13 protein-coding genes and 2 pseudogenes are annotated in these 10,725 nt (G+C 61.2%); 5 read left to right on the forward strand and 10 right to left on the reverse strand.

Annotated elements, in window-relative coordinates:
* Window positions 1-6 precede the first annotated feature (6 nt).
* The gene (locus tag FJW08_RS21155; RefSeq protein ID WP_140812136.1) at window positions 7-2,016 is read right to left on the reverse strand and encodes a CocE/NonD family hydrolase; all 2,010 of its coding nucleotides are present in this window, start codon (window positions 2,014-2,016) and stop codon (window positions 7-9) included.
* 533 nt (window positions 2,017-2,549) lie between these two features.
* Between FJW08_RS21155 and FJW08_RS21160 the strand changes: the two are divergent.
* Window positions 2,550-2,897: pseudogene (locus tag FJW08_RS21160) on the forward strand (DDE-type integrase/transposase/recombinase); the annotation flags it as partial.
* Window positions 2,898-3,307: 410 nt separating this feature from the next.
* Here FJW08_RS21160 and FJW08_RS21165 read toward each other — a convergent pair.
* The gene (locus FJW08_RS21165; protein ID WP_140812137.1) at window positions 3,308-3,619 is read right to left on the reverse strand and encodes a DUF982 domain-containing protein; all 312 of its coding nucleotides are present in this window, start codon (window positions 3,617-3,619) and stop codon (window positions 3,308-3,310) included.
* A gap of 388 nt (window positions 3,620-4,007) precedes the next feature.
* Between FJW08_RS21165 and FJW08_RS21170 the strand changes: the two genes are divergently transcribed.
* Window positions 4,008-4,259 (forward strand): hypothetical protein, encoded by a 252-nt coding sequence (locus FJW08_RS21170; RefSeq protein ID WP_181182996.1) that lies wholly within the window; start codon window positions 4,008-4,010, stop codon window positions 4,257-4,259.
* A 23-nt stretch (window positions 4,260-4,282) separates the two neighbouring features.
* On the opposite strand, the gene FJW08_RS21175 is transcribed toward FJW08_RS21170, so the two are convergent.
* From FJW08_RS21175 to FJW08_RS33380, 7 genes and pseudogenes are all read right to left on the reverse strand, one after another.
* Window positions 4,283-4,792, reverse strand: a complete 510-nt coding sequence (locus tag FJW08_RS21175; protein ID WP_140761839.1) for an Hsp20/alpha crystallin family protein — start codon at window positions 4,790-4,792, stop codon at window positions 4,283-4,285.
* 96 nt (window positions 4,793-4,888) lie between these two features.
* Window positions 4,889-5,365: an Hsp20 family protein gene (locus FJW08_RS21180; protein WP_140758011.1), complete on the reverse strand. Its 477-nt coding sequence runs from the start codon at window positions 5,363-5,365 to the stop codon at window positions 4,889-4,891.
* A 294-nt stretch (window positions 5,366-5,659) separates the two neighbouring features.
* Window positions 5,660-5,944, reverse strand: a complete 285-nt coding sequence (locus tag FJW08_RS21185; protein WP_140761833.1) for a DUF982 domain-containing protein — start codon at window positions 5,942-5,944, stop codon at window positions 5,660-5,662.
* A 20-nt stretch (window positions 5,945-5,964) separates the two neighbouring features.
* On the reverse strand, window positions 5,965-6,423 hold the full coding sequence (locus FJW08_RS21190) for a DUF982 domain-containing protein (RefSeq protein WP_348642692.1): 459 nt from the start codon (window positions 6,421-6,423) through the stop codon (window positions 5,965-5,967).
* 367 nt (window positions 6,424-6,790) lie between these two features.
* Window positions 6,791-6,911, reverse strand: a pseudogene (locus tag FJW08_RS21195) (NADH-quinone oxidoreductase subunit D); the annotation flags it as partial.
* Between the two features lie 153 nt (window positions 6,912-7,064).
* The gene (locus tag FJW08_RS21200) at window positions 7,065-7,265 is read right to left on the reverse strand and encodes a hypothetical protein (protein ID WP_140812138.1); all 201 of its coding nucleotides are present in this window, start codon (window positions 7,263-7,265) and stop codon (window positions 7,065-7,067) included.
* A 4-nt stretch (window positions 7,266-7,269) separates the two neighbouring features.
* On the reverse strand, window positions 7,270-7,473 hold the full coding sequence (locus FJW08_RS33380; RefSeq protein WP_181182997.1) for a hypothetical protein: 204 nt from the start codon (window positions 7,471-7,473) through the stop codon (window positions 7,270-7,272).
* Between the two features lie 217 nt (window positions 7,474-7,690).
* On the opposite strand from FJW08_RS33380, the gene FJW08_RS21210 reads away from it, so the two are divergent.
* The 3 genes from FJW08_RS21210 (at window position 7,691) to FJW08_RS21220 (ending at window position 9,938) form a co-directional block, all read left to right on the forward strand.
* Window positions 7,691-7,873, forward strand: a complete 183-nt coding sequence (locus tag FJW08_RS21210; protein WP_246682473.1) for a hypothetical protein — start codon at window positions 7,691-7,693, stop codon at window positions 7,871-7,873.
* 418 nt (window positions 7,874-8,291) lie between these two features.
* Window positions 8,292-8,930: a DUF47 domain-containing protein gene (locus FJW08_RS21215; RefSeq protein ID WP_140812186.1), complete on the forward strand. Its 639-nt coding sequence runs from the start codon at window positions 8,292-8,294 to the stop codon at window positions 8,928-8,930.
* 3 nt (window positions 8,931-8,933) lie between these two features.
* Window positions 8,934-9,938, forward strand: coding sequence for an inorganic phosphate transporter (locus FJW08_RS21220; RefSeq protein ID WP_140812140.1), 1,005 nt, complete (start codon window positions 8,934-8,936; stop codon window positions 9,936-9,938).
* 43 nt (window positions 9,939-9,981) lie between these two features.
* Here FJW08_RS21220 and FJW08_RS32475 read toward each other — a convergent pair whose 3' ends face one another.
* Entirely contained in the window at window positions 9,982-10,329 is a 348-nt protein-coding gene (locus FJW08_RS32475) for a hypothetical protein (RefSeq protein WP_181182998.1), read from the reverse strand.
* Window positions 10,330-10,725: the final 396 nt, after the last annotated feature.

Genomic DNA, 10,725 nt, shown 5'->3' on the forward strand with positions numbered 1-10,725 from the left:
CTCGCCTCAGGCGAAATCGCGCCTGATGCGCCGCGTTGCCGAAGCGCTGTGGACGAGCTTGCCCCGTTCTCGCGCCTCGAGACGCCAGCTTAGATTGAAATGGGTTTCGTCTGATGTCAGCTCGGTCACCGCCGTCGCTTCGGTATCGGCATCGCCGCTGGCAATCGCCCAGCGATATTCGGTGACGAGTTTCGCCGACAGGGGATCGCCACTGCTGATGCTCATCGTGTCGCTGTTGGCCGAGGACACGGTGATTCCGCGATCGTCATAGCGCCTGCGTCCATGGTCCGACGTCAGCGCGATGGTCTGAATGCCGCTGCCGACATCGTCGGTGACGACGCGACGGTCGAAGCCTTCATCCAGCGTCGTGGTCGGAACCGGTGGCGCGGTTTCGGCCGGCTCGAAGCGGACATCACGGTCGCGTGGCGAGGGCGGGCGCACCGGAAGCGTCACCGTGCTGTCACCGCTCGCCACCGACAGGGTCGACAGTTTTGGCTGCGGCCACAGGATCGGCCAGTGCTGGTTGGCCAGCGCCAGCCGGATGCGGTGGCCCTTGGGCACCGTGCGGGCGAAATCGTTGAGCTTGAGCTTGACCCGAAACTGTGTTCCGACCGGACAGGGGGTTGGATGCTCGTGGCTGCCGCGATGGCTGAGGTTGAGCACGCCATAGGTCATCAGCGCCGAAGTGCCGTCGGGATAGACATCGCAAAGACGGGCGGCAAGGTTGACATGCGGCTGGTCGACGGTGACGAGCAGATCGAGTTCCGGTGCGCCGAGCAAGGTCAGGTCATCGTCCAGCGGTAGCGTATCGAAGCAAATTGCCAGCCCATCCTCGCGTCGCTGGTCGATGGGCATGTCCGGACAGGAGCCGCCATAGCCGCCCCAGCGGCCGCAGTCGCGACCAGCGGTCGCGGGCGAGCGCACCGGGAGCACGGCGCCCACAACGGGTTCGCTACTCAATCCGGTGGCGTTCAGGTGCAGCACACGGCGCTCGATTCGCGGCGACGGCCACGCATCCTCGGCGGCCCAGCTTCCGGCATGATCTGGCAGGTAGAAAGGCCGCGGCCGCTCTTCACCGGTGATCCAGACACGGTAAGGCGGCTCGTCCATGATGCCGGTGTCTTCGCCGGCGAGCCAATGGCGCCACCAACGCAGCGCTTCCTGCAGGTAGCCGATCAGTGGTCCCGGCGCGCCACGGCACGGATAGGCATGCGACCACGGGCCGACAATGCCGAGCTTCGGCCCCGGCAGATGCTCGAGCAGGCGCGGCACGAAATTCGAATAGCTGTCTTCCCAGCCGCAGACGGCCATGACCGCGCATTCGATCGCGGAATGATCTTCGCAGACCGAGCCCTGCCGCCAATAGCCGTCGCGGCGCTGGTGCGCGAGCCAGATTTCCGACAACGAGCTTGTCGCCTCGAGACGGCTCGTCCACATGCCGCGCCAGGCGTCGCCGACGATCTGCGGGTCTGGTGCCATCGCCTTCTTCACCAGCATGAAGTTCGACCACATCTCCTGCTCGGTCAGCAGCGCGCCGCCCATATAGTGAATGTCGTCGGCATAGCGGTCGTCTGCGGCGCAGTTGGCGATGATAGCTTTCAAGGCCGGCGGCCGCCGTGCCGCGACCTGCAGCGCGTTGAAGCCGCCCCAGGAAATGCCGGTCATGCCAACATTGCCGTTGCACCAGGAAAATGCCGCGAATTGGGCGATGATCTCGCAGGCGTCTTCCTGCTCACGCGGCAGGTATTCGTCCGCCAGGTCGCCGTCGGAATCGCCGCTGCCGCGAATGTCTATGCGGGCGCAGGCAATGCCGTGCCCGGCGAGCCAGGGGTGGATATCGACGTCCCGAGCCGCGGTGCCATCGCGGCGGCGATAAGGCACCATCTCGACGACGACGGGCACCCTGCCCTCGGTCCGGGGACGCCACAGCGTGGCGGCTATGCGGGTGCCGTCAGCCAGCGTGATCCAGAGCGGATCGACGGTTTCTACGGCAAAGGGAAATTCGGTTCGTACCACGGCAGGTACCCACAAATGTCTTGTTGAACGTTCGTACAACAAGAGCATTTGCGGCGCAATCCCGCATCTGATGTTTTTGATGTCTAATGCAAGACAGCCCTGTTCGCGGGCGGCCAGCGAGATTCCCGTGAGCAGATCGCCAAGCCATAGTCCCCGTCTCCGCCATCCGGGATGGCCGCGGCGCACCGAGCGCGCAAGAAGGAATTCAACCGGCAGTGGAGCAGACCGTTCACAAAGCGCTGCCGGTAATGCTTGGCATCTTATCAATGCACCTACCCGCGACACCTGTGAAATGGCAGTCGCTCGCCATGAGACGCGCAGTTCCGTGCCTGTGACTCAGGTGGATCGTGTGACCACTTGACGGTTTCGCCGTCTTGTTCCGGCTCGGCGTCGTGGTCTTCCTCGCGCTCATGGTCGCCGCGAATGCCATCAATGCACCTGCGAGCGGCGATTAGGAGCGCCTAGCGTCGCGGTGCGGAAGCCGCAACCTGGAGGGATGTCGATCGGATTCCGCGCAGACGCGCTCCAATCCGCGGGGGTGGATGTATCTCTATCGTGCCATCGACAGCGTGGGCGACACGGTTGAATTCTATTTCAGCGAGAACCGGGACTTGCCTGCGGCCAAGCGCTTCTTCAGCAAGGCGCTGGACCGCCATGGCCGTCCCGATCGCGTCGTCATCGACGGCAGCCAGACCAACCACGAGGCGATCGTGTCCTGCGACACGACAAATCGCTTGCAGGAACGCTCCCGGCACCGGTTGAAGCCGATCACAATCCGGAAAAGTCGATACTTGAACAATCGCATCGAGCAGGATTATCGGCGCATCAAGCGCCGTGTGCGATCGATGCTCGGCTTCAAATCCTTTGCCGCCGCGGCCGTTCCTGGCCACCGCGATTTGAACAACGGTCGGACCCACCGGAGCCACGTACCAAATTCAGAGTTTGCAACAGAACCACGACGCCTGATATGCAGTTGCCAAGTTGCTTCTCCAGTGACTGTGACCAAGCGCGAGCCTGGATCCAACCCGTCATTGGTCATTGCGAAACGGCCGGACGCGAGCGCTGCCGATAGCGGCTGGTAGTCCGGTCACCATCCGCGTCGGCAGGAAGCCCTGTCTGGCGGGGGCAACTTCTCCCTTGCCAACTCGCATTCCCAGCCAACGCTCCAAGGACTTACGCTTCGTCGTGGTTCCAGATGACCAGAGACCATGTCGCTCTCCGGCAGCTCTGTACCGAGCCTCTTTCCGCTATCGACCGGTGCTGCGGCGGTACGGAGGCCGTCGCAGCGAATTCAAGCACCAGCTTCCAAATGGTCTAGGCCGCCGATCTTCGGTCCCGTCATCCAAGGCGGCGCCACGGGGACATCCTCGATCAGCCCGACTCTGCGAGCCCAAGTCGTAAAGATTTTGTGCGCCGCCTCGACAGACTTCCGGCCGTCGTAGGCGGAACAGCACGTTTCACATGCCGCCGCGTGAAGAAGGCCACGCCTTTCGATGGGCCATTCTTCCAAGAACTCTATGGCATCCATAACACACTCGATCTTTCGGAGAACGAAGCCATCGTCCCTTACCAAAATCGGCTGCTTGAACGTTCCACTTTCCATAGCAACCTCCCTTCTCACCGTGGAGCGCGTCAGAGCATGTCAGCGATCCCGTCGGACGGGAACAACCGCAAACGGAGACGGAATATTCCTGCCCCGGCCCTTTTGAGCGCTTTTATGTGAAAAATATTGGAAGCGCCTATTTTCTGTTCAAGAGAGTGACTACTCCTTTGGGGCCGATTTGTTGGAATTTCAGAATTGCAGGTGTCGGCTTGTCCCGCCCTGTGTGCGCACCAGGAACACTACCTGCTCCCAGCGCCTCGGGAGACCAAGGCTTCGTGATGCGCCGATCACGCCGGCGTAGTCAGGCGGACTCTGGTCAAGGCTTCCTGTCACGAAGACGACGGTCATGCCCTTATCGCGTGACAGCTCCCTTGCGATCTGGGGCCCCGTGAGCCCATCCGGCCATGACGGCGCCATCGGCGGCTTCGTGAGCCAGGGCCATCTCCCGGCCTATACGCGCGCGGAAGTGCAACTGGGCCGATCCTTCTTCCGCGCCGATCTGCGTGAGTTCGAGGAGGTGCAGACGCGCTCGCTTACCCTGCGCTATCTGTTCGCGCGCTACGCCGACTGCCTGATGGCACAGGTCTTCAAGCCGGTCGCCTGCAACGATCGAGCTAAGGACGGTGCCGGCGGCGGCTAGGGCCAGCCGCCGGCATAATCGCCTCAGTGCTTGATCTCGATGCGCTTGGCCTGTGACTGCGCTTTCGCGGTCTTCGGCAGCATCACCGTCAGCACACCGTTCTTGAAGCGGGCGTCGATCTTATCCTCTTCGATCTCGTAACCGAGGGGGATACGGCGCTCGAATCGGCCGTAGTACCGCTCCGAGAACTGCCTGTTCTGGTCCTCCGATTGGGAACGCTTCTCGCCCTTCAGCGTCAGCACGCCGTCGTCGAGCAGGACCTCGATGTCCTTCTCATCCAGACCGGGTACCTCGGCGGTCACCTTCACCTCCTTCTCGCCGTCGGAAATCTCGACGCTCGGCCAGCCGCCGCCGAAGGAAGAAGCCCTGCCAAAGGCCGGCAGGCTGGAATCGAAGCCACGGAACACGTCGTCGAACAGCCGGTTAACCTCACGATGCAAGGACAGGAACGGGTCGCGATCACTGTCGCGCAAGACGCTCGGAAGCTGGTCGCCATTGCCACGGCTCCAGGGAATAAGATCACGGACACTCATAGTTCATCTCCTTCTGTTCGTTCATGGGTCACAATGCTTTCCGGTGCGCCGGACACACCGTCCGGCGCCTTGTCCCGGTTGGGTCACCGGGCAGCGTCAGGCGGCCTGCTTGTTGGCCTCGATCTGCTTTGCCTCGGCTTTCGGCTTTGCCTTGGCGCTGCCGATCTCGATCCGGCGCGGCTTCATCTCTTCGGGAATCTCTCGCTTGAGATCGATCGTCAGAAGACCGTTGACCAGACTGGCGTTCAGGACCTTGACATGATCGGCCAGTTCGAAACGCCTACGGAAGGCCCTCTCGGCAATGCCGTGATGCAGGTATTCGGCATTGTCCTCCGCCGCCTTCTGGCCGGACACCATGAGTATGTTCTGCTCCTGCGTGATGTCCAACTCATCCTGCGAGAAGCCGGCCACCGCCATGGTGATGCGGTAGTCGTCCTCGCCATTTTTGGCGATGTCGTAGGGAGGCCAGTTGTCGACCGTCTCTACACGGCTCGCGGCCTCAAGCGCGTTCAACATTCGGTCGAAGCCAACGCCCGACCGGAACAGGGGGGTGAAGTCGAAAGTGTTTCTCATAGCCACATCCTCCTTTGAGCAACATGGGTATAAGGTTGCGGTCGGACGCTTTTTGCATCCGTTCGACATGCCGGTCCCGAGATGGGCCTCCGGCATCTTAGGATTTAGTTAGGCGATTTAGCCGTTCAAGACCTAAAAGGCAGTCTGCTTAGTCCGCCCGGAAAGATCCTGGCTGGGATGCCAGGCGGATAGATATCGATCTCGAAGACTGTGCTGCGCCACGGATTGGAGCGCGCTTCGGCTGGCGATGCGGGGCGGCGGCCAAATGGCCGTCGCCCCGAGATCGATTGCTGATTAGACATGCAACGGTTTCTGTGTGGTTCTGACTGGCGGGATCATTCCGTCTTCTACCAAGATGTCCTTCTTCCTGGCGAACTGCACGAGAATACCGCGCGCGGTCTCTGCGTCGATGTCGCCGGCCAGCGCAGCTTTGCAGGCGCGGATCGCCGCCTTTTGCTCAGGACTGTTGCCACACCAATCCGTGACGAACTGGTATGCATCGACAACTGAGTTGAGCTGCCGCGGAAAACCAAGCCCGACCCAAACGCGAACGGGCTTTTCGAAAGGTTGGGAAAGCATCTTTTCCTCCCTCCGAACGGTCAGGCGGCAAAGCCGCCGGTCTGGCCCGTTTTCGCGCCGGCCATCCAAGGTATCGCCGTGGCGACATCCTCGAGGATTTTCACCGAACGGGCAAAGCCAGCGAACGCGTCGCGGGCGACTTTCAACGGCACACTGCCGTCGAAGGCCCGGCAGCACGCCCGCTTCGCAGTCTCGTAGATCACGCCACGCCGGTGCGAAGGCCATTCATCAAGGAAGTCGAAGGCATCCTCAAGGCAGGCTATTTCCTGAATGAGACCTTCCGCGGCTCTCACGAATACGGGGCTCTCGAATGTTTTCTCGCTCATAGAAACCTCCAATTCTTGAACGATTTCCAGCGGTTGATGATGGCCGTCCCAACAAGCGGCGACGACCTGCGAAAAAATATGTGAAGGTCTGCCTTCAGCGTCAAGTCCGGATGGCAGCCCCGGGGGTTCTTCAGCTTCGACCGAACACAACATGGCCTGACAAGGCGCTTATACCTCCCCATCGGCGGCAAATTCACCCCATCGGCGGCAAATTCAAAGGACGCTTCAGGCTGTGAGCGACGAACGTGCTTCCACCCCGACAAAGGGAGGAGCCTTGAAAGGCCCTTTCATTTCTGACAGCGGCATTACCTATGCGGACGATATGAAACTGCTGAAGCAGGTTTTTCGATCGCGTTTGCCGCGAGCATGGGTTCGCGGAGGGCAGTCCTGACGCTCAAGCGGTTTCGCAGGCAACGATGTCGCTGTTTTCGGCCGGGGGCCGGCACCGAGGAATTCATGCGGCGGCGGAATTCATAGCCGAAGGCGCCAGGTTCGGACATGCCATCCCGACCGATCGCAGCTATCGGTCGATTTCACCGAAGACGATGTCGAGCGTACCGATGATCGCTGAGACCTCGGCAGACATATCCCCGGCGTAGGTAGTCCATTGCCTGCAAGTGGGCGAAGGAAGGCGCGCGGATGGGGGCGCAAAGCTGCTAAAGCGAAGGAGGTGTCAAAATTCCTTCGAACCTCGTCCGTGTAAATTAGTCTTTCGCCTTCTGCCTTTAAGCCGCCTGCCAGACTTGATTCAATAGCGAGGCACTCAAAGATGCGGGGTATCAGGGCGCTAACTCCTACGGCGAGCTAAAGCAGGAATTGATAGCCCAGGGCGGGCTCGGCGCGTCTATATGGAAATGCCCGCCGCCGTATTCAAAGCACCGGAGGAAGAAGCTGCCCGTCTCGCCGGCGAACAGTTCCAGCGAGCCGACAACAGTCGCGACGAGGATTGCAGTGCCCAGTGCTTCCGCCACAAGGCCTGGCAAATCGGCGCTCATCAGTTCAGCCTGCCTTGGCTAGGTTGTAACCAATCTCATCCAGGCTCTTTTGCAGAGCGAGCTTGCCAAGCTTGCTCATCGGCAGGCTGACGAAGATCGACATCCGGTTGTTGAGCATTCGATAGGTATCAGCAAAGGCGAGATGCTTTTCGGCCCCTCGGTGCCTTCCACCGCCGCCGGATCGGGGCGCGCCCCAAAGCGCCGTCATCGGCTGACCCGGTCAAATCGGACAGGATTCGTTGGCTGCGTCGTCACAGACTGTGAACACGAAATCCATCTGGCGCGCGCCGGCCTTGGCGAACTCTTCCCAGTCCTTGGAGCGCGCGAAAGAGGTGTCGTAATTGAGGCCCCTTCAGAAGCTGCAGTTCGACCACCCGCCGAAGCGGTCGTTCATCCAAGGCGCATAATGTGCTATGATTCGCGTCATGGGGAAGAAGGCGAAACCTAAGGCCAAGCATGCCGTTGAAGAGCCGGTAGAAGCCGAACTTGTAGCGGAAGCGGCCTACTACGCCCGCAAGTGCGGGATCACCATCCACGAAGCCGCCAAGATCATTCGGGAAGCCCACGGGCCGAAGCTGTCGATAGTCCGCAAAGACAAGGGCAGATAGTCGCCGCTTAGGCAGCCTTCTTTTGGGCCGTGCTTCGGGTGCCAAGGCGTCCGTCTTCTCACAATGGTCTTCCATCGACAGAGCGTCTTGCCGCCATTGCCGGCGTCATCTCAGCGTCTTGTGCATTTGATGAAGTTGTACCAGACCGTTGTAAATGGCGTCCATGTGGACGTGGTCGTCGAACTTCGTGAGAGGCATTGGTCGGGCGCGTGAAGCGGCGGTTAGCCATGCGCATGGTGAGGTTGGCGTGCCCGACATGCACCGGATCGGGCACGCCTTCGATACGCGTCTTGGTTCGCCAGTGTGCAGACGGTGAGACACCGCCCTAATCGAACCTCGACCGCATTTTTAAGCCGGCTTATCTGTTATCCTGCGTCGCATGGCGCTATGTGTGATAGGCGGAAACTGGGTGGACAAGATGCTGGGTTGGTTTCGCAGACTGTTGCCGCGCGAGGATGGCTTCTTCGAGCTGTTCGAACGGCATTCGCGCACGGTGGTCGGCGGCGCCGAGGCGCTTGAGCAGCTTCTCCAGGGCAGGGACATAGACCGATGGTCCCAAAAGATCGTCGATCTCGAAAACGAGGCTGACGGCATCACGGCCGAGGTCCTGCTTGCCGTCAGGCGCTCCTTCATCACGCCCTTCGACCGCGGCGACATCAAGGACCTGATCCAGTCGATGGATGACGCCATCGACACGATGCACAAGACCGTCAAGACGGTGAAATTGTTCGAGGTGAGGGAGTTCGACCCCCTGATGCGGGAAATGGGTGGCGTTATCGTCCAAGCTGCTCGATTGGTCGCGGAGGCCATCCCGTTGCTCGCCAAGGTAGGCGCAAACGCAGTGCGCCTCAACGCCATCGCCGAGGAGGTGATGCGCGTCGAGGGCCGCGCCGACGATCTGCATGAGCAGGGCCTGAAGGACCTGTTCAAGCGCGGCCGCGGCGATGCTATGGCTTATCTGATCGGCTCGGAGATTTATGGCCAGCTGGAGAAAGTGGTCGACCGGTTCGAGGACGTCGCCAACGAGATCAGCGGCATCGTGATCGAGAACGTTTAGGCGATGGACGCCACGATCGCTTTTCCCCTGCTGGTCGGCCTTGTTGCCGTTGCGCTGTTCTTCGATTTCCTCAACGGCCTGCACGATGCCGCGAATTCAATCGCGACCATCGTTTCCACCCGAGTGCTCAAACCGCATTACGCGGTGTTTTGGGCGGCTTTCTTCAACTTCATCGCCTTTACGGTCTTCGGCCTGCATGTCGCCGAGACCGTGGGCAAGGGCATTGTCGATGTCAGCATCGTCACGCCGGCGGTCATCTTCGCGGCGCTTGTCGGCGCCATCGTCTGGAACATCGTCACCTGGATCGCCGGCATTCCGTCGAGCAGTTCGCACGCGCTGATCGGCGGGCTGGTCGGCGCTGGTGTCGCCAAGGCCGGGACCGGCGCCATCGTCTGGTCGGGGCTCGGCAAGACGGTCGCGGCCATCGTGCTCTCGCCGGCGAGCGGATTTGTTCTCGCGCTCATCCTCGTTCTCGTCGTCTCCTGGCTGTTCGTGCGCCAGACGCCGTTCGCCGTCGACAATACGTTTCGCGTGCTGCAGTTCTTTTCCGCGTCGCTCTATTCGCTGGGACATGGCGGCAATGACGCGCAGAAGACTATGGGCATCATCGCCGCGCTGCTCTATTCGCAAGGTGTGATCGGCCAGACCTTCTATGTACCGGTCTGGGTGGTCATTACCTGCCAGTCGGCCCTGGCGCTGGGCACGCTGTTCGGCGGCTGGCGCATCGTCCACACCATGGGCTCAAAGATCACCCGGCTGAACCCGATGCAGGGTTTCTGCGCCGAGACCGGCGGTGCGATCACGCTTTTTGCCGCCACCTGGCTCGGCGTTCCGGTATCGACAACGCACACCATCACCGGCGCCATCATCGGCGTCGGCGCCGCCCGCCGCGTCTCGGCCGTACGCTGGGGCATAGCCGGCAACATCGTAGTGGCGTGGGTCATCACCCTGCCGGCGACAGCGGCGATTTCGGCGCTGACCTACCTCGCCACGCGGGTGGCCGCATGATGTGGCCTGCCTGCGTCCGGGGCGACGCTATTGCCCACCAGGGTCAGGATGTTCCCGTCGGGATCCTTGAACCGACCTTCATGCCGTAGCCGGCGTGGATGTCGCCCTCGAACGTCAGGCCGGGCCGTATTCCGTTCTCTTGATCGACGTGGACGGCATGACGCCAAACGATCCCGGCGAGAATGTCGACGCCGGTATACGGATCGGTGCCGTTAGACGGCTCGAACAAGCCCGCAGGTGAACGGCACGCGTCATCTTCCGCGATCCCGGCCTTGGTGTCGTCGTAGGCGGTGGTGATGTTCTTGGCGTAGGTGGGATAGACGCCGGGCGTTTGGAGCTCAGCACAGAGTTCAGCGCGATGGATCGGCGCCAACACGGCACGGAAATGCAACAGCTGTCAAAGTTCGAAGTTGGGCACGGACGGAATCGCCTTGAACGGCACCGGCGCGCCGGTATCGTTCTTGTAAGCCTCGCTAAGGGCCCCTGCCCGGCTCAGGGCATTCCCTACGTCGATGGCGAGTCACGTGGTCAGTTCGATCGCGTCTCTGTCGCACGAAGCAGCTCAAGAGAACTTCTGACCTCCGAAAGTCAGTTGCACGTCTTCCATCGCATCAATTGATACGGATCGCGACCTTGCCGAATTGGCGTCCGAACGTCTGATGCGGGAGAACTGGGGTCATATCCGACCTCATAACGCTCGGCGAGACGACAGAACCAGTCCTGATCAAGGTCGGTATCGCGTCGGTGATATGAGACGGAAGCAGCCGCAGTTCCAGACTGCCAATTA

It is taken from the genome of Mesorhizobium sp. B3-2-1, from assembly GCF_006439515.1.
In the GTDB taxonomy this organism is placed as follows: Bacteria; Pseudomonadota; Alphaproteobacteria; order Rhizobiales; family Rhizobiaceae; genus Mesorhizobium.

Bases quoted from the DNA above. Each gene is read 5' to 3' on its own strand.
- FJW08_RS21165 (WP_140812137.1), bottom strand. From the start codon at position 3,619: ATGGAAAGTGGAACGTTCAAGCAGCCGATTTTGGTAAGGGACGATGGC.
- FJW08_RS21175 (WP_140761839.1), bottom strand. From the start codon at position 4,792: ATGAGTGTCCGTGATCTTATTCCCTGGAGCCGTGGCAATGGCGACCAG.
- FJW08_RS21180 (WP_140758011.1), bottom strand. From the start codon at position 5,365: ATGAGAAACACTTTCGACTTCACCCCCCTGTTCCGGTCGGGCGTTGGC.
- FJW08_RS21185 (WP_140761833.1), bottom strand. From the start codon at position 5,944: ATGCTTTCCCAACCTTTCGAAAAGCCCGTTCGCGTTTGGGTCGGGCTT.
- FJW08_RS21190 (WP_348642692.1), bottom strand. From the start codon at position 6,423: ATGTTGTGTTCGGTCGAAGCTGAAGAACCCCCGGGGCTGCCATCCGGA.
- FJW08_RS21200 (WP_140812138.1), bottom strand. From the start codon at position 7,265: ATGAGCGCCGATTTGCCAGGCCTTGTGGCGGAAGCACTGGGCACTGCA.
- FJW08_RS33380 (WP_181182997.1), bottom strand. From the start codon at position 7,473: ATGACGGCGCTTTGGGGCGCGCCCCGATCCGGCGGCGGTGGAAGGCAC.
- FJW08_RS21210 (WP_246682473.1), top strand. From the start codon at position 7,691: ATGGGGAAGAAGGCGAAACCTAAGGCCAAGCATGCCGTTGAAGAGCCG.
- FJW08_RS21215 (WP_140812186.1), top strand. From the start codon at position 8,292: ATGCTGGGTTGGTTTCGCAGACTGTTGCCGCGCGAGGATGGCTTCTTC.
- FJW08_RS21220 (WP_140812140.1), top strand. From the start codon at position 8,934: ATGGACGCCACGATCGCTTTTCCCCTGCTGGTCGGCCTTGTTGCCGTT.